This window comes from Paenibacillus sp. NN59 (genome assembly GCF_057597225.1).
Map to the genome: position 1 here is coordinate 6,015,964 of NZ_CP199678.1, position 22,813 is coordinate 6,038,776.

The window sequence follows — 22,813 nt, forward strand, 5'->3', positions numbered from 1 at the left end:
ACACCCACACACTCACGACTGAGCGCTAACGATCACAGATAACGTTATTTGGCCTAATATGCCCTCGCTGGAATTCTAACGATCTCAGGAGACGCTATTTCACTAAAACAGTGCGATTTCCAGCGCTTTTGGGTGGTTTTGAGCGAAATAACGTTCCTCAGGATCGTTAGAATTTCAAAAGGGTGATTTCACGCAAAATAAGCTTCCTGGTGATCGTTAGAAGTTGCTGGACTTTAACAGATTCGGACATGGCCCTTAGTGAAGACTCTTCCAGTTCTCATTAGGATTCGGCACGGCTCGCTAACCAGACTTAAATCAGATCAGGTAGATTTCGTTTGACCTCACTGGTCGAGCGAGGCAAACCGCCTTAGTACCCGCTCTATGCCTTTACAGCCATCAACGAGATTGCGTTAAGTGCTGCCACGACGATGGTGCTGCCACCTTTTCGACCGATGTTGGTAATAAAAGGAATGTCCAGCTTGCGTAGCTCGTCCTTGGACTCGGCCGCAGATACAAAACCTACCGGCATGCCGATGATCAGCCCCGGCTTGGCCTCGCCCTCTTTGACAAGACGAATCAATTCCAGCAGCGCCGTTGGCGCGTTACCGATGGCGTAGATGCCCCCGTCATACATTTGGGTTGCTTTGCGCGTCGAGATGATGGCACGAGTGGTGTTGAGGCGTTTGGCCTCTTCCATCACATCTGGATCGGATATATGTACATGTACATCGCCGCCAAAACCGCGAATACGATCCTTGCTCACACCCGCCTGAATCATCTGCACATCGGCAATGACTGACTGACCTGCACGTAGCGCCGCAATCCCTGCCTGGATCGCATCCGGGTGAAACACCATACTACGGCCCAGTTCAAAATCAGCCGAAGCGTGAATCACACGCTGTACGACTGGATACTGCTCATCGGTAAACGGGTGCTCCCCCAGTTCCTCCGTAATCATCTCAAAGCTCTTACCTTCAATTTCCTGAGGTTGCACGGTCAGCGGTTTAAATTCCGTCTTAAAATCCACCCGAATCACTCCATTCTTCTTTCGATATTTACAATAAAGCCGTTCAAAGTTGCGTTATTCAAATTAAGCCTATCGGGGAGATTATTTCCCCAAAATACTTTTCAGCTCGTCCAGTACACCATCAAAATGATCAAACACCGTGCCAAACTCCGCCTCTGGACGTGAGATCAGCACAACATGAATGCCCAGCTCCAGTGCAGACTGGATTTTCTCATCCACGGCTCCGGTTTTACCGCTTTCCTTGGTGACCATCACCGTTGTTGCATAGTGCTTGTAAAGTGCCTCATTCATTTCTCGGGAAAAAGGTCCTTGCATCGCAATAATATTGCGTTGCTCTACACCCAGCTCACCGCATTTCTCCATATTGTCGAGACGGGGGAGCATGCGTGCAACAAGTCGTATATCCGGATCACCGAGCAGGTGCTTGGTGAAGATTTGCAGCGTTTTGCTGCCTGTTGTCAGCATGACAGAACCTTTCAGCTCTTTGGCTTTGAGTGCTGCCTCATCATAAGATGACACGACATGTAATAGTTCATGGTCATCATAAGCAAGCCCCGTTCGTTCGTAACGAATGTAAGGAATGTTCGCTTGTTTCGCGGCTTCCATAGCATTCGCATGGGCTTCTTCGGCAAAAGGATGGCTCGCATCCACAAGGACAGGGGTATTATTTTCAAGAATCAGTTTCACCATCGCCTCTACGGTCAATCGGCCTGTCCGCACTGGTAAACCGGCTTCGGTCAGACTTTGGGCTGCACTTTCGGTCACAACCGACGTCAGGACGTTATGTCCTTGTTGCTGGATTCGGATCGCAAGTTCGCGTGCATCGCTTGTACCGCATAACATAAGAATCATGAACGCTTCACCTGCTCGGAAGTTGATGCCACTTGTGCCTGAGAAGAAGATGCGTGCTGCTGTATATCTCCTGCTGTTGCTTCTAAATCGTGTTGCTGGCTGCTCCGATGTCCTTCGTGCTCATGGTGCGAGTGATGCAACTCTTCGTCATGGTCATGATGGAAATCAAGTGTTGCCTCACGAGTAGATGCAGCCTCCGCAGCGTGCTCGGAATGCTCGTGGTCATGACTATGATCGTGATGATCGTGCTCATGATGGTGGTGATCGTGCCCGTGGTCATGTCCGTGATCGTGATGATCATGGTGATGGTGGTCATGGTGATGATCATGGTCGTGATCGTGGTCATGCCCATGGTCGTGGTCGTGATGGTGATGATGGTGTTTGGCCGCTTCAAGGCGGAACTGGCAGTTGTCACAGTTGGCTGTAACCCTTCCATATAGCCCCTCGTGCGCACGTTCCAACACCAGCTCGACCAGCTTCGGATGGAAGCCGAAATAACCACCGATTTCGACTTGAATGTCGGGATGTACGGCTGCAAATTCGGCCGTCATCTCATCAATGCGTTTAATCAGTACACCGGTAAAGAGGAAATACGGCATGACAATAATTTTTTTCGCACCAAGCAAGAGGCAACGTTCCAATCCATCCGGGAAAGAAGGCTGGGTTACGCCGATAAAGCTACTTTCTGCCCATCTGTACGGCAACTTCTCCCACAGCATACGGGTCATTTTGAAAAAGTCACTGTTGGCATCCGGGTCACTGCTTCCCCGTCCAAGTACAAGTACAGCGGTCTCTTCATCGGTCACCGTAGCAGGCGGGGCAGCCACTGCAACTGCTGTATCTGTTCCACCTTCACCTTGAGCTGCGATGCGTACAGGCTGCGCCTCTTGCAGACGAGTTTGCATAATTTGCACGACTTTTTCATGCACACCAATCGGACGTCCATAGATAAACTGCACTTGCGGATAACGCGCTTTGGCACGATCAATCGCATTCGGAATATCAATCTTGGCATGACCCGCTGCAAATAAAATAATCGGTACGAGTACGACGCGGGTCGCGCCTCGATCTACACAAGCGGTAACTCCATCCGCAATACTCGGTCTGGTTAATTCCAGAAAACAGGTTTCGACCAGTGTGTCCTCCGGTGCTTGCTCAGCGACTTCACGTGCAAACTCCTTTAACTCGCGGTTCCCCTCGGGATCACGGCTCCCGTGTCCCACCAACAAAATTGCATCCATCTTCGTATTTCCTCCTCTGTCCGATCCACAGATCAGATTTCTCATATTCGTAAGGCTCTCCTCTCGGTTCCAAGGAAGAAAGGTTTGATCTATTTCTATTTCTAGTTCTGTATTGATTCAGCTGTACATGTTGTATCTATCTCAATCAGCTGGGTTTCAGCCGAATTGTATTTAGATTATCGTTTCGTGTTTTAGTCACCGCATACCGGATTCACTTCAACAGTGACTGGCGCATCCACATGACGGAAGCCTTGAATGACTCCTACACGTTTGAAAAACTTGTGGAAACGTTCGTTCGGATGACCTTTTTCCTTGTACTCCGCGACAATGCGTTCCACAATGCCACCGATCTGATCACCCGGAATGCCCTCTGCTACAGGCTGAGCCGGATGTGCATTGCGGCCGAACTTTTTACCGCCAAGGAACAGATCGTAACCGCCTTTGCGATAAACGATGCCGATATCCTCCAGCACTGCCCCGTAACAAGCCATACCGCAACCGTTTAACGCTACGCTCGTTTCCTTCGGAGCAGACAATCCACCGATCACGTCCTGCAAATGGTTAGCCATCGGCACTGCGTCGTCCTTCTCCAGGTTGCAGAAGTCACAGGCTTTGACTTTGATCACATCCCCAATCGGCACTACGATAAAGTTCGCTGCGCGTAGCTCGTCTACCAGCGCGTCCGGCTCAAACGTCGGCACTCTCAGAATAATCTGGTGCTCCGGCGTATACTCAAGTTCGCCATCCTCACTCGCGCACTGCGCCAGCAGGGCCATCTGAGCGGCGGTGAACTTTTTGTTGCCCACGCCAGGCGACACGCCGATCTCAAAGAGCGGCGCCTTGCGCCCGGGCACGGGCACAGCAGCGGCTGCGCCAAGCACCGCTGCGCTGCTTGCGTCCTGCGCGCCTGCGGCTGCCGGGCCTGACGCCGTAGCGTCCAGCCAGCGGCTTGCCGCTTCGCCGGCGAGCGCACCGCCTGCCGCGAGCCGCGTCAGCGCCTCGGCGGCAAGCTCGGCTGCGCCGGCGCGTGGCGCCGCAACGGCAGCGCGCGGTGCGGCCTCTGCCGCCGCGGACGCGGGCCGCTCTGCGGTAAGCACGGCGGTGCCAGCACCGCTCGCCGGGCTTACCGCAGGCGGGGTGGCCGCCCATGCGCTTGCGGGCGGCTGCCCTTGCGGAGCCGTGCCCGCTCCGGCGCTGGCGCCGCGCAGGGCTGGCTCCGCCGGTGGGGCGGCCTGCGCATCGCGGGCCGTGCCATTGCCCGCTGCCTCGCCGGAGGCGGCAGCGCGGGCTTCCCGTGCGCCGAGCGACCATGGCTCGGCTTCGGTGCGTAGCCGCTCGTGAGGTCTGAGCGGCTGTTCCGCGGAGTTCAGCGTATATTTCCGCTGATATCCGCGCGGGGTGACCATGAGTCCTTCGTACATCATGGTCGAGGAATTGCCGATAATCACGGTCGTTAACATACCGATATCGTAATTCAGCATATCTTCCAGCGTGGTCATGACCACGTCTTGGCGTTCCCGGTACGCACTCTTGACCAGGCCAACCGGTGTCTTCGGATCACGGTAACGCAGCAACATCTCCTGCGTCTCTACAATCTGGCGTGTACGCCGTCCACTGCGTGGATTATACAAAGCAATGACAAAATCAGCCGCCGCTGCCGCTTCAACCCGGCGAATGATCGTTTCCCAAGGTGTCAGATGGTCGCTGAGGCTGATCGTACACGCGTCATGCATAACCGGCGCACCAAGCAAGGACGCACACGATTGAATAGCGGACACGCCAGGAATAACCTCGACAGCTACGCCTGTATCTGGCTTCCAGCCTTGCTCGATCAGCACCTCATATACAAGCCCCGCCATACCGTATACCCCGGCATCCCCACTGGAGATTACGGCAACAATGTGGCCTGCTTCCGCTTGTCTTACCGCTTCCTGTGCCCGACTGACTTCCTCTGTCATGCCTGTACGCACAATGGCTTGTCCATTCAACAAAGGCCGGATCAGATCCACATAGGTGTTATATCCAATGATGACCTCGCTTTCCTGCAATGCATCCAGCGCCCGTTTCGTTATGTGCTCCATCGCACCTGGACCGAAACCGATGATCAGCAACTTGCCTTGCTTTTGCATCCCGTTTTCCCCCTCACTCCACTTGTCATACGATTAATGCCCCAACCTTGTTTATCCCAAAAGTTCCCCGATACAGATGTGTCTCTCTCGTTTATAGCCCTGTAAAACATCATTTCTTCTGCTCAACTCGGCAACTTCGTTCCTGTCCGAAAAAACAAAAAAATCCCATCCTAATCACGGATGAGATACGCATGTACTTACACTCAGGAAACCTGGCCTGTATTATTCCATAATAAGGAATTACAAGCAGCCAGAATAGCCCATATAGAGCCTCACAAGACAAACCACGGTTTGTCCCTTTCCCGAACTTATCGTACACCACTCCTTTCCGCGAAGGGTTTGGTGACACATGCAAGGTAGGTCTCCTGGCTCTGGATCATTAGCGTTCTTTCCTGTCTTCCCCGGTATACCGAGTGACTTTCATGGAAAACGCTTTACCATTACAGTGGCGGGACCGCTCGGGACTTGCACCCGATTCCCTGTTACCTCTTGCTTTATGCAAGAGCACCTTGCTGCTTTCATATTGTCTTCATCATACCATCGGTCAGGAAATAATGTCCACGCTTCTCAAGATTGTCCTAAACATTAATTTTGGATAAAAATGAAAAAAAGGTCCCGATCCGATAACGGATCAGAACCTTTATATATCCATCCATATAACTGATGTGATTCCTTCTAAACTTAATACCTCTGTATACGAATTGCGTCTGCTATTCTTCATACAGCTACTCTTGCCCTGTGAATGCTCTCTTTATTAATCTTCCCGGACACCCACCGGATTCGCGGCAAAATAACGTCCCAGTTCAACGATGAGCGCTCCCATCTTCTCTTCGTCTGGTACAACCAGCGCTTCAATACCTTCCTCACGCATCGCATTCGCCGTAACTTTACCAACAGAGGCTGGGACTACCCCTTCTTTGAAGGCTGTCAGCATCTCCTCCAGCTTACCTTGAGATGTCGCATATTCCGTCAAAAACCGAACCTGCGGCCCACTTGTAAAGGCCACTGCATCTAACTTATGCTGAATTACTTCGTTCAGCAGTTGCTCCAGCTCTGTCTCTTCTGGCGGTACGTGACGATACGGCAATACCTGCCGCACAACAGCTTCTTGTTCTTCTAACCATCGAACCAGCTTGGGAGCCGTTTCCCCATGCAGCTGTAACATCACCTTTTTGCCTGTAAGATCATGCGAGCCAAATTCACGAATCAGTCCGTCTGTACTGCCGTCATCATCTCGTACCAGAGGTGTTAGCTTCAGCTTTTTTAACGCATTTACCGTTTTGTACCCTCGGGCTGCAATACACGATTCAGCCAAGACATTCCGAAGTTGTCCGGCTACATCCATGTCCTCAGCCATGTCGAACAAAGCATCCAGTCCCATGCCCGTCGTGAACACTGCCCAATCCGGCGGATCAGAAATCCAGGAGACCAGTCCGTCCCGAATGTTACGATCATCCAGAAACACCGTGCCTTGTGCTGGACGCACAAGCGGGATTCCGCCCATTTTCTCTACCAATAGAGACATCTCTTTGGACTTTCTCGGTCCGGTTAATGCCACACGTACCCCTGCCAAATGTTGAGCCATTCATGTTCCCCCCGTTATTAAGCCGAAAGTTCGTCAATCTGACTACAGTATACAGGGTACTTCTGCGGAGGGAAACCATGCTTGCTTGCTTTCCAGGCTCTCAAGCTATAACAATTTTTTATGATTTTCATCAGGAAGGCTGCAGATTACCGCCGCCATGTGATGGTTTACCTTTTTTCTCTATAGACTTTTCCGCTGACTTATCACCAGATTTCTCTTCTGACTTGCCTTCCGTATTCCCTTCAGAATAATCTGATTCATCAGATGCCTGCTCCTGCTTCTGTTCACCTTCCTGCTGTTTGCCTCTCGAGGCCCTCTCTCCCGATTCAGAGTTCGGTGCATGCCCAGCCTCCTTTTTGCGCGGACGAAGAAATAGAAAGAATACGATTGGAAACAGCACCTCAAATACAATGGCAACCCATGTCCATTCCCGTGTAAATCGATTCAGTTGGATCGCATTGCGGAAAAACCAGAACGCACATACAAAACCCAGCAACGCAATGGGTCCGGTCAGTACTTTACCAGACACTTTGGGAATCATGCGTTTCAATCCCCAGCACACTAAATACAGGTCAAACGCAATCTTGGTAATAATACAAGGCAAAGTTGCTGCCGCAAGCGCCAGATCGAATCGATCTAGAAAGTCACTAATCTGCAGCTGTCTTGCCAGCTCATACGATGGATATACAAGTCTTGAAGCAATGGGTACACCGATGGAGGTGATCGTTTCTATTACAATAAGCATCATAAGCAGTCCCGTGACGACGTTGCCTGTAACGATGGACTTTACTCGAAAATCACTTCCCCTTACGATAAAGGGCAGAAAAATCATCTCTCCATAAAACGAAAAGAGATACCAGCTCCCCCTGCCCACACCCGCCAGGTCAACATCGAAATAGGGCTTCAGGTTATCCATATTGATCTGCTGAATTAGCATAAACGGCACAATGATGGAGTTTAACAAAAAAAGCGCTACATATAACTCCACCATGCCAATCAGGGAGCCTAATCCTCCCCGCACGATAAATATAGCCATGACAAGCAGAGAGAGCACGATAATCGAGATTGGAGTTGTTTCCAGCAATGTGATACTCACATAATCCCCCGTTAGCCGGATATCTCTCGCAAATACAAAGAAGAAAAACGCGATGTACATCAATCCGGCTAATCTTCCCAGAAAGGGAAATCGTGTCACTAACGATTCAAACAGATCCTTGTCCGGAAAACGCCGCTGGACACGGCTGAGCACCCACATCGATGTAAACATAATCAGAACAACGGGTATGTAACAAAGATAGGCGTGCTGTTCTGCATAATAAATGGCTTGTGCATGAGGTTGTAGCAGTGTCCCCGTAATACTAAGCAGCATGAGCATCAAGATCATTTGCCTGTGCGTTACCTTCTGAATCATCCTGCCCCTCCTTCCGTACCTGTTTCTTGCATATCAAGATTACATATGCCACATCCTCAAGGCATTGGTAGCAGACGTTGAATAATATGACTCATCCATACCGATAGGAATACGGTTTTGTTCAGCGCCGTAACGTAGAACCAGAGGCCTGTTCCAAGCGCAATGATTCCATAAGACAGCCAGCGATTAATGGGGGCCGCTTGTTTCAGATGCCTGAAATCCATAATCAGCACCCCGATTACCATTGCCAGATAGGTAAACAGCAGCGGTTTAATCATGTATGATGTCCTCCTCTACGACTCCAATCGGTTTATTGACAACACCGACATTCTCAATAATGACATGCGGGTCCACAGTTACTTGAACCTCCGGATAGAGAAACTCCCAACGATCTTTAATCTTGTCCCATTCCTTGGGTAACTGCCTATGGATGGAACGGCCGATGCCGATAATGTCCGCTTTGAATTTCTTCTGAACCAGCCTTACACCTTCCTCAATATCCTCTTTGATCTTCCGGTGTACGGCTTCATTCAAATTTAAAATTTCCTTCTCGCGCCTGTCACCATAATCCGATTCATTGTCCACAAGCACTCCCTTGGCATACATCTGAATGGTCACACTCACTTTGCCATTCACAATCTTGGGATGAAGGGAGGAATTGTTCTCGTTTAACTTGATAAACATATCTCCTTTGCCGCGCGGAGCTTTAATCATGACCTCGGGTTCATTAGCTTCACCCATGGCAAGAATTAATGCATCAGCAGGGGCCTTGTCCATCATGCCCACCAACTTGTCTTTTTTGAAAATAGCCAAGCCGTCCAGTTTGATATTGGTCACAGCACCTTTCCAACCCTCAGGTACACTGTCCGAAACGGATGCGATCGGCAGAAAAGGATCAACCCCTTCGTCTAGAATGGAGTCTATAAACGTTTTAAGGGATCTTGGATTCCTCATATTAAGAAAACATAGTTCTCGTACCATCTCCGAAGGGAACTTCTCAATCGGCGCATCCGTGTCCATGACCTTGTGTGCCTCACCTCTGGTGACAACAGGAAGTGCCGATAACCGATTTAGGGGATATCGGGTGAACAGATCTAGCATCGGGGCAACACCGTCACGTGCCAGTTCTTCCCCAATAAGGATGGTACGGCGATGTGCATAATAAATACGGCGAGAGAGTGACTTCTGACCCTTAAGCGTAGTCCCGCGTAAAGTTCGATCCGTGTTGGAGAGGATAAACCATGGCTTGTCACCATTTGTACCGCCCCCGCCCCCTTCACTTCCCGAGGCTCCAGACTGTCCAGGAAGGGCAATCTGCAGACTGGATCGGTATTCATCACCTTCTTTATCAGCAGCAATACCGATGACAAAGGCGACATCATTAATCTCTTCGCGATCCCAGCAACCTGTAAGCAGAGATGTACACAAAATCAACGAAATGACAGCTCTATATTTGGTAAGAAACCGCATGGGATCACCATCCTTCCTCTGCTTCTGGCGAACCATTAATATCTCTAGCCATACGTTTGCGATCCCGGTGCACGGTCGAAGGACGATTGATCATTTTCCACCAAGGCACCCGGACCAAAATATCTTTGGTATCCTTCTTATGGTATGGACTCACCCCTGACAGATAAGGTACACCAAAAGAAGTCATCTGTGTCAGATGTACAGAAATCAGCACTAGACCAATCACGATGCCGTATAATCCCAGCATGCCTGCCAGAAGCATGATCGGAAACCGTAACAGCCTTACGGTAATGGCAAAGTTAAAGCGCGGAATCGTGAAGGATGCAATCCCCGTCATCGATACGATAATAACCATTGGGGCAGAGACGATACCCGCCTGCACGGCAGCTTGACCAATCACAAGGGCACCGAGGATACTGACCGCTTGTCCCACCGTTTTAGGTAACCTGACCCCTGCTTCCCGCAGCGCTTCAAAAGATAATTCCATAATGAGCGCTTCAATGAGTGCCGGGAAAGGGATGGCTTCGCGAGCACCGGCAATACTGAGAATCAATGTGGTTGGAAGCATGTCCTGATGAAAGGTCGTAATAGCGATATACAATGCTGGCAGGAACAAAGCAATAAACACAAACAAAAAGCGGATCCAACGAATCAAATTGGTAATGAAGAACCGCTCATAATAATCCTCACTAGCCTGTAACATCTGCCACATCGTCACGGGTGCAATCAATGCAAACGGTGTTCCGTCCACCATAATGGAAAACCGACCTTCCAGCAGATTCGCGGCAACTGTATCCGGGCGCTCCGAATAGTGCATCTGTGGAAACGGGGAATTCGGGTTATCCTCGATAAGTTCCTCGATATAACCGCTCTCCAGAATACCGTCGATTTCAATCTTCTCCAGACGTTTTTTGACATCCTGAATTAATTGGGGATCGGCGACTCCCTCCAGATAGACGAGAACAACATCGGTTTTAGTATCGGAGCCCAGTGTCATACTCACCATTTTGAGTGCAGGTGTCTTCAGCTTGAAACGAAGCAAAGCTGTGTTCATGCGCAGTGTCTCGGTAAATCCCTCACGCGGTCCACGGATGACCGACTCCGTCTGCGGCTCCTCTACACCTCTCCGCACCCCGCCTTTCACGTTGAACAGCCAAGCTTCGGCTTTTCCGTCCATAACCAGTAGAGCCGACGAGGCGAGCACGCCCTCGGTCGCAGCAGCCCAGGTCTGAACTCGCTTGACCTGCGTTAATTCAATTCGTGTATCATCAATCGGCACATCCGGCTCGTCAGTCCGTTGCTGGATCAGCCCTCGAATAAGCGGGCGCAGCATATGCTCCTGAATATCCGCCGAATTCACAATTCCCTCGACATAAACGAGAAGCCCCTGAACCTCCGGTGTGATCATAACGTTTCGGAACACGACATCCGAGGAGTTTGAGAAGATTTCTTTTAACGCCTGAATCTGATTGGTATGTATGGCACTGATCGGTTGTTTCAGAATAGGCGGGGACGGCAGTCCCAAGGGTACATATTTGCTACTGTCAGTCGTTGATGCTGAAGTCTTGGACTTTTCGCTACCTTTTGATGATTTATCTGCCATATGCCGCCCCTCCATTCTTGGTTTTTATACAAGGTAGCTTGTGCCAGAAGGCAGGGAATTATGTGGTCTTTTTTCACAAAAAAAAGCCTTCCTCAAGGGAAGACTTAACAATCGAAACGATCAACTTGAAAACTGAACCATACGTGTTAAATCAATAACTTACACCATGAACAGAATAACAATCTTAGATCATACACTTATCTCTGTTCGGTTAGTCAGCAAAATAATCATCAGGTATATATTGAATTTCCGACTTGGCATAGATGGTGAGTGTATGCCGCTCGCTGTCATATTTTACGCGGTCGCCGTCAACATAATACCAGTGCTTTGTCAGAGGACGGTCTTTGCGCTGTACGAAACGGAATACGTTTAATTCCTGTCTCAGCTCAATAATCTTCAAGGCGGTCTGCTCATCAAGTCCCGATACAGTGAACAGGTAACCTGTTCCTTCCTGCTGAAAGCGATAAGACAAGGCTGCATCCGTCTTGCTGTTCGCCAGCCCACGCCCGGTGACCCCATGTTTTACCATAAACCATTCCTGCTGTGCCATACGTATCGTTCCTCCTTTGATCTTGGAGTGGGAGTTCTTATTCATTAAGGCAAATCAATCAACATATAAAACGTATCCTCATGCCCTTCCAGCTTCATGGAAGAAGTCTGCTCCACGCGTGCGGTATCTCCTGTATGGAGCACATGTTCATTCTGCAGGCCAAGCTTGCCCTCAATGGAGAAAATGTACATGCGGCGACCTTCGTTCTGTTCAAAATCAAGCGTCTTGCCCTTGGATAACCGCCCAAGGTAAATCGTCATGTCTTGATGAACCGTGGCAACCCGCGGCCCACCATCGGATGATGCTACAGGCACAAGAGCGCCTTCCAGAGCAGTTGTATCATACGAAGTCGTTTCGTAGGATGGCTGTAACCCTTTCGTATGTGGCATAAACCACAGCTGGAGAAGTCTTACTTCCTCGGTATCTGAGGCATTATGCTCTGTATGAATGACGCCGCTTCCTGCTGACATGCGCTGAATGCTACCAAAGCCTGTTACGGCAACATTGCCCAGACTATCTTCATGTCTCAGCTTGCCATTCAGCACGATGGATACAATCTCCATATCACTGTGTGGATGTGCCCCAAAGCCGCGACCTGGTGCGATGACATCATCATTGGCCACCCGCATGGGTCCAAAAGCAGTGTTGTCCGGGTCCTGGTACTCCCCAAAGGAAAAGCTGTGACTGCCCCGCAACCAACCACGGTCAAAGCTGGAACGTGCTTCGGATGGAATAACCTTAATCATATCGCGTAACCTCCTCAAATCTGTTATGGTTCGTGTAGATCCCTCTTATTTTTTCTTAGTAGCATACTTATTCTCATTATATCAAATGTTAAGGTAATACGTCCAAGCCAAAAAGTGACGCTCCTTCCTTCAAACCAAAAAGCTCTTTACCTGTCAGCTCGATCCGGCAATCACCGTTACCTCGTCGGACTGGCAAGCAAAGAGCTTGGCCGCAGGCGTATTCCTGCGCTTTAACACTTTCCGTTACACTTTTCTATGAATCGTTATATTATGCTTTGATTATACTCATCCTGTTATGTCGCTTTCCTCCCTGATGCAGATCAGGCACTCACATTTTGGCTGTTCTGACGTGTAGCTCCTTGCCGGTTAAACAGATAATCCAGCGCCAAAAAGCGGCTGCCAGTCAGGAGAAGAGTCAATGATCCTGCCATCAGCATGTAATCGAACTCTGTTCCCATCAAAAACGGTTGCCCTGCCTTGGCTGTGAACAGTGCGCCGACCATAACCGCGATGAACAGCAAGGCAAATACACGTGTACCCAGACCCAGGATCATGGCCGCACCACCTGCCAGTTCAATGACAGCAACAACAGACGCCATAAAACCGGGAATCCCTATACTTTCAAAGAAACCAACCGTACCGCTAATTCCACCCTCGAATTTACTCCAGCCATGTAATAGAAAAATGAGACCAATCATAATCCTTGAGAAAAAAAGTCCAATTTCAATGGTTTTGTTATTCATCATACATCTCCCCATTTCATTCATAATTTTAGTCCGGATGGATTGCTTGGTTCATGGTCGTTTTCTATCCGATCGACCATACAAACAGAACAGACAGCAGCAGAAACACCGTTACAGAGATTAGAATGGCATATCGCGGTAAGCGCAGTGTAACATCACGTTCAGGGTCGAGCAGACGGGAAATACGCACATTTACAGACGTATCGGCAAATGAGGACTGAATTGTCATCGCTCTTCCCTCCCCAGATGGTGTGCATGTCCGAAGCAGTTTCAAGAGTGCACTGCCAATACCTGCGGCATTCCCCGTACGTTCAATCGCTTCGTTATCTGCTAAAATCTCTCTGACGATGCGATATTGCTGTGACGTATGCTTCAGCACAGGAATATACGGCATCATCGTAGCAAATACCGAGAGCAATGTTGTTTTCAGTGGATCTCGGTGCCACAAATGGTGAACCTCATGATACACGACAGCCTTCTCTTCATCCGAATCCAGCATATGGAGCAGGCCAGTGGAAAGCACAATACAAGGTCGCCACAGTCCAATGGTAAACGCAACCGGAGAAGGTTTGCCCACAACAAGAAATCGGGGTTTCTTAAGATGTCTGTACCTTGCAGTCAATTCTTCCGACCAAGCGCGAATCTCCATGGAGCGGAGCTTGGTTACTGCGGCACGCGTCTGGACAATTCGTCTAATCATCATCCAGCTTGTACCAGCAAAAGTCAGCAAAACCAGAAGCAACAGGAACTGACCTACAGACATCCACCCCATACGACTCATCCAGTGATTGCATAGCCATAGCAGATTCAACCGGATGTCCCATCCAAATATTTTATACATCGCATACATGAACATCTGCATGAGCACGAGTACCGGAATACCCAACCCGACGGTGAACAAAATCTTGGAACGGGTCTTCCACATCTTAATCGTTATCCTTTTTCCATTGCTTAATCTTCATTTCGAGCCGTTCAATCAAGCCTTCATCGGCTTCATCTAACGCATCCAGCATGTGATTCACTGCCAGTGTCCCGAATTCGTCCACCAATTCCTGGGACAGTTCCTTGGATTGATCGTTCATAAAGTCCTCCCTGCTTTGTACCGGCCGGTACAGCGATGTGCGGCCCTTCTGTGTTTTGCCGAGTAATCCCTTATCCACCAACCGATTCATCACAGTCATAACTGTATTGAAATTTACGTCTTTGTCTTGTTCCAGTGCCGTCTGTACTTCACGGATGCTGCTGCCGGGACGAGCCCACAATACTTCCATAATCTTGGCCTCAAGTGGTCCAAAAAAACGATTCAGTCCTCGCTCGCCCACTTTAAAATTGAGTATTCTCATATTCTGACACCCCTCACACTACCCATTGTAGTGTCCAGAAATGAGAAGTCAACCTCTATGTCAGGTATTTTATGTAAATAATTTGTAAAAATGTTTTTCATTCGTGTATAAAAGTACATAAGAAAACCGGGCAATTCTGCAAAATTGCAGTCATACCCGGTTCGTATCATGACCTTTCCAAGCTGGCATAAAGACCAGCTATTCGCTTGTGCGAGATGCGGGAAGTTCCCGCGTCGACAGATAATCTCACTTTATTTTGGCATATGCCCAGAAATATCTACACCCAAGCCATGAGCCAGTCGTCCACCCAGCTGTCCGTCAGCCCGGAAGAAGTGGCATAATGCTCGCATCTGGATATCTACCGGTACGGCTTTGAGATCATTCGTCAGATTATCCAGCAGATGATGCTGCTCTTCTGGTGTGAAGGAACGGAACAGCTCTCCTGCCTGCGTGTAATCATCCGTTTTCTCAATCTTTTCCCGTGTGACATGCCCCTGTAATGGAACCTGGGTTTCCCGATAAGCCGGATCTTCCTGTGGACTGTTACCTGAGCTGTTAGGTTCATAGTTTACGGGAGATGGGTTCTGGTTCACGTTCATGAGCCCATCACGCTGATGATTGCGCACAGGTGCATACGGGCAATTCACTGGAATTTGGAGATAGTTAGGTCCAAGACGGTGCCGCTGTGTATCCGGGTAGGAGAACAGACGACCCTGCAACAATTTATCCTCAGACGGTTCAATGCCTGGCACAACAGCACTTGGTGAAAATGCGACCTGCTCCACTTCTGCGAAGAAATTCTGAGGATTACGATTCAATGTCATCGTCCCTACTGTCTGGAACGGTAGTACATCCTCAGGCCATGTTTTCGTTGGGTCGAGCGGATCAAAAGAGAAATCATCCATCTGTTCCGGCTTCAGCAGCTGCACTTGCAGCTTCCACTGCGGATATTCTCCATTTTTGATATGTTCATGCAAGTCTCGCGTTGCGTGGTTAAAATCCTGTCCCTGAACTTCGGAAGCTTCCTTACGAGAAAGGCCACGAGCACCCTGCGCTGATTCCCATTTGTATTTCACATAGTGTACTTCACCTTGGTCATTGACCCATTTGAATGCGTGTACTCCGAATCCATCCATCTCCCGATAGTTGGCCGGAATGCCCAGATTCGAGAACAGCCAAGTCATCATATGTGTTGATTCCGGGGAGAGGGTCATGAAATCCCAATATCGCGCCGGATCTTGAATGTTGGTATCTGGAGCCGGTTTGAGAGAATGCACCATATCCGGAAATTTAATGGCATCCCGAATGAAGAAAACAGGCAGATGGTTACCCACAATATCATAATTGCCTTCACGTGTATAGAATTTAACAGCAAACCCGCGAGGGTCACGTGCGGTCTCAGGAGAACCCGTACCATGAATTACAGTTGAAAATCGTACGAACACATCCGTTTCTGTGCCCGGCTCTTGCAGGAAATCGGCTGACGTATATGCCTTCATGCTCTGCTCCAGCTTGAACACCCCATGGGCTCCTGCGCCTCTTGCATGCACAACCCGTTCAGGAATGCGCTCACGGTCAAAATGAGCGATTTTCTCGATCAGGTGGTAATCCTCCAACAAGGTTGGCCCTCTTCTACCTGCTGTGCGTGAATTCTGGTTATCTCCTACCGGTGCTCCCTGGTTAGTTGTCAAACGATCTGTCATCCTGTCGTCCTCCTTATAATGGGTCTCATGTCTGCTGTATCTATCTACTAATTCCATTCATATTCGTTGTTCGCTCAAATATACATTTAGACTTGATCTAACTGTTAAAATCATTCTAACATGTCCCATCTATCTACTGCATGAGGTTCGTATGAGGTTCAGATGAGGTTGTTACGCTAAAGATGAACCAATTATGAAGAGAGCGAAACAGGCTTCATATATCAACGAAACATAAAAAAGCGCAGACCGTTTATTCAACGATCCACGCCATATTTCATCTTAATTAGCATAATCAGCATCTCAGTGATGACCGCTCATCTAGCTCATTTTACTGAACTCATTATGTCTTTAGATCATCAGTCCTGTAAGATCCTCATACCCCATGCGGGATAATAAGCCATTACCATCTAACTCCTGAACGTTCTTCCCGCTCTTATTTAATTCCATCTCAAGTATGCACTGCAGAACTTCGGCGACAAACTTGGGCTGGTTCAAATTAACAGCGTATGTTCCACCCTCTTTCTTCATCCGTAATCCTTCATTTAAAGGACTGCCGGAAATGGGTGTATCTCTGGTTACAAATATAATGATATATTTTTTGTCTTTATTTTCCGTAATAATCGTCAGTTTGGATCTGCAGTAGATGTCTCTAGCCGTTCTGTAGCTCCACCAATAAGTGCTCCCATCGACCACTATTTTTCTCATATTATCTAATCCGCCAATCGATAGCCCACGCCTCTTACCGTAACGATATATTGCGGCGAAGAGGCATTATCGCCCAATTTTTTGCGCAAGCTTTTGATATGCACATCCACCACATTGCTTCCACCTGTAAAATCAGTCTCCCAAATATCACTAAGCATCTCTTCACGCGAGATGACTGCACCTTTGGCATCAATCAGCTTGAGTAGCAGATCATACTCCGTTTTGGTCAAGTGAATGCGATCCTGATCACGTTGCACGCTCATGCGCTCCCGATCCAGCACCAAGTCTTTGAATCCGATTCGCTGTCCCTCTTCAGGTAAAAAAGCTCGCTTAGGCATTACAGGACTACTTCCAATCATGCGCTGTACACGGTAAAGTGCCTCCTGCGGACGTGCAGGCCATACAAGCAACTCCTCCTGAAGCATCGGTCCGCTTGCACTGCCAATCATCTTCTCCCCCACCAGGTAGAGACATGGTGTCGTTTGTTCCGCCTCGCGGTTCAACCGGCTGTGGATTCCCGTAAATGCATCAATCGTTCCGGCAACCGAGAGGTCATAGATCAGTAGATCAAAAACAAGGCGTTCATGGAGATCCGGTTCCCAACGATGGAACACAAGTACGTCAAAGCAACTATCTGTCAGAGCCTTCACCAGCTCATGCACCTGACCCGGCATCGGGCTGATCAGAATGACACGTCTGGTAATCGGGCAGTTGTCCACGAGAGGTGCCGTTCCTGAATCTGCCAGCGCAGGTTTGACCCGAAGTGGCAAACGGCGGCCTGACCATTTCACTTTTACTTGACCCGTTTGGTTTTGCATTCCCCGCAGACACCTCCAAATACCACATGTGCATGATCTATTGAATAACCGGTCTCTGCCGCTACCTGCTTCATCCATTGTGGAGGAACTTCTGTCATCACCTCGTCCACTTTACCGCATACTTCACACATAATATGCTGGTGATCATCCATCCGGGCGTCATATCGGCTTGCTGTTTCGCCAAGTTTAAGCTCCCTGATCAACTCTTTGTCTGTTAAATAGCGAAGAGAATTGTATACAGTGCCATAAGCCAGATTGTACCCCTGTTCCACCAAGCGATTCATTACATCCGCAGCCGTTGGATGGTCTTCTGATTTACGTACGACATCATACACGGCTTGCCGTTGTATTGTCAGATTTAACGTTTTCACAACCAAGTCCCCTTTTTTCTATTTTTCAAATGTATATACCTCTCGAACATATTTGTTCGCTTTAGCTTTTACATATCAAAAGAATTTTGATTTAGATTAAGTATAAATCTTAATGCATATGGAAGTCAATATTGTCCCGTACGGCTACGTTTTAGAATTTTATAGCGCATTAAAACCAAACCCTTCAAACATTTGGGATTATATGGTTCGCCCCCACACTGATTTTCAGATAAAATAGAGGGATGTGCGTAAAAGGGGGGGATGCTGGTTGTTAAGCACGTTTTTTGTCAATCTCTGTGTGATCATTTCCTTTCTGTACCTGTCAGGAATCATCGCCAAATACTACAGCATTCGTTTGCCTTTTCCCTCGCTTCGCGTGCAGCTGGTCGGTGGCTTTTTATTCGGTCTATACGGTACAGTGCTTATGAATTATTCTTTCCATATTAATGACACTACCATTGTGGATCTGCGGCATTTGGCTGTCGTAACTGCAGCCGTATATCTGGGTGGGCTCGCTTCTGTCATCACCGGAATCATCATTGCGATCCTTCGTATCGTTATGTTTGGTGTCACCTCAGCAGCCATTGATGCAGCATTTATTATGATCCTACTCGGGCTGGCTGGTGTGTATTTTGCCTACGCTTCGTGGTCCAGATTAACCAAGATTATTACTATGAATCTCTTAGGCATGACCATGATATTTATCGTACTGCTAATGAACACGCCCAGCATGAATACATTGATGAAAGTATATCCCATACAGATGACCATAGCCTTTGCTGGTGGCCTTTTCATATATTTCATCGCTGAATTTATTAATAGATCTAACGAGATGTTATTTCTGCTGGAACGACGAGCCTCTACAGACCATCTGACGGATCTGAGCAATCGGCGGCAATTCGAGCAGTCTCTCCAGTCTGAGCTTCAGCATGCTAGGCAGTATCATCAGAAGCTTTCCTTGCTGGTTATTGATATTGATCGATTCAAAAAGGTAAACGATACGTTTGGTCACTCTGCCGGAGATTCCGTATTGAAGCAACTTGGACAATCGCTTGTAGAACATGCGCGTTCCACGGATCTTGTATCCCGTAACGGTGGAGAAGAATTTGCAATTCTATTGCTCGATTGTGGATATCATCAATCTATGGCTATTGCAGAATCCGTGCGGAAAGCTGTGGCCCGATCTCTTTTCATCCTGCCAGACGGGCAGACCGTAAAGCTCACGATCTCCATTGGTGTAGCCGTTTATCCTGATCACTGTGATGACCACGATGACAACGACCTGTTTGATCAAGCTGACCGTGCGCTATATGAAGCTAAAAATACGGGACGCAACAGGGTATGCTCACTGCCGCCCCGCAATATCACGGTTGTAGATAATGATTCATTTTGAGAAGATGATTAGTCTTAACGACGAAACGAAAGGGATGTCTCACCTGCCTCAACCAAGGCAAGCGGGACATCCCTTTCGCATTCATTAAACCAATAATGTTCTTCAGTTTCTATAGAAAACCAGTTGGAGTCAGGCCAGAATTTTTTCAATCTCTGCAATAACAGCAGCATCCAGCTTAACTCCAGAAGCTGCAGCATTTTCCTTAACCTGTTCCGGACGGCTCGCTCCGACCAGAGCGCTGGAAACATTATTTTGCCGCAAAATCCAGGCCAGTGCCAGTTGTCCCACCTTGAGGTTCAGCTTGTCTGCAACTTCAACTAATTGACGTACTTTGCCGATGCGATCTGCGTTAATTTTCCCTTCGTCCCAGCCAAGCTTGGCTGCCCGGCTATTCTCCGGGATATCGGAGACAGATGTATATTTCCCTGTCAGCAAACCTTGTGCAAGTGGTGAATAAACAACCTGTCCGATACCTTTACGTTCACCCAAAGGAATGATCTCGCTCTCTATATACCGATCAAACATATTATATACCGGTTGATTCACGACAATATGATCCAGCAACAGGCGATCTGCTGTACCGAGCGCAGCTTCCATCTGAGCCGCTGTCCACTGGCTCACACCTACATACAGCACTTTACCATGACGCACCAGATCGTCCAGTGCACGAAGGGTCTCCTCTATCGGTGTCTCCTGATGATAACGATGGCAATAGTAGATATCGACATAATCGGTGCCAAGGCGTCTCAAGCTGGCCTCGCACTGCTCCATAATATGTTTGCGGGACAAGCCGTGATCGTTAGGGCCATCACCCATTTTGTTAAACACCTTGGTTGCGAGAACATAAGAGCTTCGTGAATACGCTTTCAATGTTTGACCCAGCAATACTTCTGCGGCTCCCCGCTCATAGGCGTTGGCTGTATCGAAAAAGTTGATCCCTTCATCAAATGCCGTTTCAATTGATTTCACCGCATTTTCACGTTCCACATATCCTCCGTACGTCAACCAGCTACCTAAGCTGATTTCGCTTACTTTCAGTCCGCTTCCACCTAACCTGCGATAATCCATGAATACATGTCCTCCTCAGAATGTAGAAATGATGAAGTTAAGTTCCATATCCTATTGTAACCCAACCTGAACAAATGGAAAAACATATAAGTAGAAACTCAGGAAAAACAGCAAAAAAAGCACACCGCGAGTGATGTGCCTTCTGTAACCTTGGTAGAGAAATTCATCTTCTCTTTTTATGGCAAAATAATACTCAGTGCATTTAAAAGCTCAGTCTGTCTAACTGGCTTTGTCAGCACGGCATCAAAAACCTCCGTCTGCTGAATATTCATATGCATCCCATATGGAACGAGCACAATGACAGGCAGGCCTTCAATCTGCTGTTTCAGCGCAATGACGAAATCGACTGTAATGCCCTCACGCAAGCCCAGATCTACAACAGCCACATCCGGCTTATAACCTTCCTTGATCCATTCATATGCAGAGGCTGAACCCGAAGTCATGCGCACATCCATCTCCCAATTCCGCATCAGGGAGGATACGCCCTGCAAAATATCAGGATCTTTGGCGAGTAGCACTTTTTTAGCTTTCAAACGTTGCTGCACACTTGTGATTTGCGGCAAATCCCAATATCTGCGTAATGGCAATGAAATCCGGAACTCGGTTTCGTCACCTTGCAGGCTGTTCACCTGGATACGACCATGCATCAGAATGGCCAGATTCTGGCTGACTGCCAGTCCCAGATTGCTACCAATCAGTTTTTCCGTACTGATCGCTTCCGGTTTGGCAGTCGAAACTCGCAAACGGTTGTCGGATAACATTTGTCCTGTGTATCTAACCCGTAGCAAAAGCAGGCTTGTATCCTCTACTTCATCTCCCCTCATCTCTGCTGTTACCAGTACAGCACCTTCCCGAGTGGAATCCATGGCGTATTGCATCACATGGCCCAACATCTGGCCAATCTTGATCTCATCACCAATGAAAACCTGCGATACGTTCAGATTCAGGTTTAACCCCAGTTCTATCTTTTTGCTCGCAGCTGTTCCGGCGTAGAGATAGACAGTGTTCTCAATGGTGCTGACCAAATCAAAGGGATCATCATGAATAACCGTTTTCCCTGCCTCATTGATATTAAAATTCATCATATTGTTGAGCAGTGAAAGCAGAATATTACCGCTCGTTTCAATCATGTTCACATACTCAGCTTGTTCCTCCGACATGTCGGGTGTCCGCATCAGATCTGTCAATCCCAAAATGCCGTTCAGCGGATTACGGATCTCATGACTCATCAGTTTGAGCATTTGTGTCTTGGTCATGGCCTCGGATTCGGCACGTTCCTTCTCTGCCTGTAATTTCTCTTGCAATTGTTCTGAATGGCTGAGTCTCTGCTCCTGAACGTGCAGCGCACTCTCCAGGTCAACAACGTATCCTAGAAAAACAGCCATAGCTTTCAGCGTCTTCATATCGGTTTCACTGATGTTATACCCTGGATCATCCATTATGCATATCGTTCCGAAAGCTTCACCTGTTCTACGTACAATAGGTACTCCCACGAAAAATCGATTACCCAATCCACCCGTGACATTCATTGATCGTGTTACAGAATGTTCGGTGGTATCCGAAATGGTAACGACACTGTTATTGTCTCTTAAGACCAGACTACAGTAAGATTCCATAAAAGGAAGCGCAGTCCCTTTGACTATTAATTCTTCCTTGCGGTTGAAGGCTTCCAGAATGACATTAGTCACTCCGTCATTCGTGGCTACGAAGATGGTATTCACTCTTAATATGCCACTTAATACGTCCACAATATGGGCCGCTGCTTCTTCAATATTTTCATAGAAGCCTTGGTTAACGCCTTCTACCGTCCCCATGATCCAACCCCTCTTTGTTTGTCTTGGCTGCTATATTAAGTTCACCGATCAGAATGTTGATTCACATGCAGGGTCTGCCGGGGAATCCGAACGATTGTCACAAACTATACTTATATGTTTAACACCACAGAAGTACTAGAGAATCATACTGGTGCCTGTAACCTCTTTTCTCACCGAACAGATCTGAAAAAATACTTCGATCCACGATATCTGACTTGTAAGTTTATACTTGCAGGGTAAG

At 48.2% G+C, this 22,813-nt stretch carries 21 protein-coding genes and 1 riboswitch; of the genes, 1 reads left to right on the top strand and 20 read right to left on the bottom strand.

Features of this window, described 5'->3' with window-relative positions; all coding sequences use genetic code 11:
* Positions 1 to 379: 379 nt before the first annotated feature.
* The 18 genes from ACT89M_RS26200 to ACT89M_RS26285 all read right to left on the bottom strand — a co-directional run bounded on the left by ACT89M_RS26200 (position 380) and on the right by ACT89M_RS26285 (position 18,297).
* Positions 380 to 1,027, bottom strand: a complete 648-nt coding sequence (locus ACT89M_RS26200) for a precorrin-8X methylmutase (RefSeq protein ID WP_090924152.1) — start codon at positions 1,025 to 1,027, stop codon at positions 380 to 382.
* 81 nt (positions 1,028 to 1,108) lie between these two features.
* Positions 1,109 to 1,879 (bottom strand): precorrin-6A reductase, encoded by a 771-nt coding sequence (cobK, locus tag ACT89M_RS26205; protein WP_487344895.1) that lies wholly within the window; start codon positions 1,877 to 1,879, stop codon positions 1,109 to 1,111.
* Positions 1,876 to 3,120 carry a sirohydrochlorin chelatase gene (locus ACT89M_RS26210; protein ID WP_487344896.1) on the bottom strand — a complete coding sequence of 415 codons (1,245 nt, stop codon included), beginning with the start codon at positions 3,118 to 3,120 and terminating at the stop codon, positions 1,876 to 1,878. Before ACT89M_RS26210 ends, cobK begins: the two co-directional genes overlap by 4 nt.
* Positions 3,121 to 3,311: 191 nt before the next feature.
* Positions 3,312 to 5,249, bottom strand: coding sequence for a precorrin-3B C(17)-methyltransferase (gene cobJ / locus ACT89M_RS26215; protein WP_308722677.1), 1,938 nt, complete (start codon positions 5,247 to 5,249; stop codon positions 3,312 to 3,314).
* Positions 5,250 to 5,587: 338 nt separating this feature from the next.
* Positions 5,588 to 5,776: riboswitch (cobalamin riboswitch) on the bottom strand.
* A gap of 227 nt (positions 5,777 to 6,003) precedes the next feature.
* Complete coding sequence (locus ACT89M_RS26220) at positions 6,004 to 6,834, bottom strand: uroporphyrinogen-III synthase (RefSeq protein WP_154984465.1); 831 nt, start codon at positions 6,832 to 6,834, stop codon at positions 6,004 to 6,006.
* A 130-nt stretch (positions 6,835 to 6,964) separates the two neighbouring features.
* Complete coding sequence (locus ACT89M_RS26225; protein WP_487344897.1) at positions 6,965 to 8,245, bottom strand: GerAB/ArcD/ProY family transporter; 1,281 nt, start codon at positions 8,243 to 8,245, stop codon at positions 6,965 to 6,967.
* 56 nt (positions 8,246 to 8,301) lie between these two features.
* Positions 8,302 to 8,523, bottom strand: coding sequence for a hypothetical protein (locus ACT89M_RS26230; RefSeq protein WP_154890297.1), 222 nt, complete (start codon positions 8,521 to 8,523; stop codon positions 8,302 to 8,304).
* Positions 8,516 to 9,715 carry a Ger(x)C family spore germination protein gene (locus ACT89M_RS26235; RefSeq protein ID WP_186809706.1) on the bottom strand — a complete coding sequence of 400 codons (1,200 nt, stop codon included), beginning with the start codon at positions 9,713 to 9,715 and terminating at the stop codon, positions 8,516 to 8,518. Before ACT89M_RS26235 ends, ACT89M_RS26230 begins: the two co-directional genes overlap by 8 nt.
* Before the next feature lie 4 nt (positions 9,716 to 9,719).
* Entirely contained in the window at positions 9,720 to 11,318 is a 1,599-nt protein-coding gene (locus tag ACT89M_RS26240) for a spore germination protein (RefSeq protein ID WP_154890295.1), read from the bottom strand.
* A 211-nt stretch (positions 11,319 to 11,529) separates the two neighbouring features.
* Positions 11,530 to 11,868, bottom strand: a complete 339-nt coding sequence (locus ACT89M_RS26245; RefSeq protein ID WP_090924143.1) for a hypothetical protein — start codon at positions 11,866 to 11,868, stop codon at positions 11,530 to 11,532.
* Between the two features lie 44 nt (positions 11,869 to 11,912).
* On the bottom strand, positions 11,913 to 12,614 hold the full coding sequence (locus tag ACT89M_RS26250) for a pirin family protein (RefSeq protein ID WP_154890292.1): 702 nt from the start codon (positions 12,612 to 12,614) through the stop codon (positions 11,913 to 11,915).
* Between the two features lie 320 nt (positions 12,615 to 12,934).
* Positions 12,935 to 13,357, bottom strand: coding sequence for a DoxX family protein (locus ACT89M_RS26255; protein ID WP_154890356.1), 423 nt, complete (start codon positions 13,355 to 13,357; stop codon positions 12,935 to 12,937).
* 64 nt (positions 13,358 to 13,421) lie between these two features.
* Positions 13,422 to 14,282, bottom strand: coding sequence for a M56 family metallopeptidase (locus ACT89M_RS26260; protein ID WP_154890290.1), 861 nt, complete (start codon positions 14,280 to 14,282; stop codon positions 13,422 to 13,424).
* Between the two features lies 1 nt (position 14,283).
* Positions 14,284 to 14,700 (bottom strand): BlaI/MecI/CopY family transcriptional regulator, encoded by a 417-nt coding sequence (locus tag ACT89M_RS26265; RefSeq protein ID WP_090924139.1) that lies wholly within the window; start codon positions 14,698 to 14,700, stop codon positions 14,284 to 14,286.
* A gap of 251 nt (positions 14,701 to 14,951) precedes the next feature.
* Positions 14,952 to 16,403 (bottom strand): catalase, encoded by a 1,452-nt coding sequence (locus ACT89M_RS26270; RefSeq protein ID WP_154890288.1) that lies wholly within the window; start codon positions 16,401 to 16,403, stop codon positions 14,952 to 14,954.
* 348 nt (positions 16,404 to 16,751) lie between these two features.
* The gene (locus tag ACT89M_RS26275) at positions 16,752 to 17,108 is read right to left on the bottom strand and encodes a hypothetical protein (RefSeq protein WP_154890286.1); all 357 of its coding nucleotides are present in this window, start codon (positions 17,106 to 17,108) and stop codon (positions 16,752 to 16,754) included.
* 5 nt (positions 17,109 to 17,113) lie between these two features.
* The gene (locus ACT89M_RS26280) at positions 17,114 to 17,926 is read right to left on the bottom strand and encodes a winged helix-turn-helix transcriptional regulator (RefSeq protein WP_154890284.1); all 813 of its coding nucleotides are present in this window, start codon (positions 17,924 to 17,926) and stop codon (positions 17,114 to 17,116) included.
* The gene (locus ACT89M_RS26285) at positions 17,902 to 18,297 is read right to left on the bottom strand and encodes a Fur family transcriptional regulator (RefSeq protein WP_090924136.1); all 396 of its coding nucleotides are present in this window, start codon (positions 18,295 to 18,297) and stop codon (positions 17,902 to 17,904) included. The genes ACT89M_RS26280 and ACT89M_RS26285 overlap by 25 nt, the downstream gene beginning before the upstream one ends.
* Before the next feature lie 298 nt (positions 18,298 to 18,595).
* Between ACT89M_RS26285 and ACT89M_RS26290 the strand changes: the two genes are divergently transcribed.
* Complete coding sequence (locus tag ACT89M_RS26290) at positions 18,596 to 19,690, top strand: GGDEF domain-containing protein (RefSeq protein ID WP_487344898.1); 1,095 nt, start codon at positions 18,596 to 18,598, stop codon at positions 19,688 to 19,690.
* Between the two features lie 129 nt (positions 19,691 to 19,819).
* Here the strand turns inward: ACT89M_RS26290 and ACT89M_RS26295 are convergent, their stop codons facing one another.
* Both ACT89M_RS26295 and ACT89M_RS26300 read right to left on the bottom strand, forming a co-directional pair.
* Positions 19,820 to 20,758, bottom strand: coding sequence for an aldo/keto reductase family protein (locus ACT89M_RS26295; protein ID WP_154890279.1), 939 nt, complete (start codon positions 20,756 to 20,758; stop codon positions 19,820 to 19,822).
* A 176-nt stretch (positions 20,759 to 20,934) separates the two neighbouring features.
* Entirely contained in the window at positions 20,935 to 22,572 is a 1,638-nt protein-coding gene (locus ACT89M_RS26300; RefSeq protein WP_154890277.1) for a hybrid sensor histidine kinase/response regulator, read from the bottom strand.
* Positions 22,573 to 22,813 lie beyond the last annotated feature (241 nt).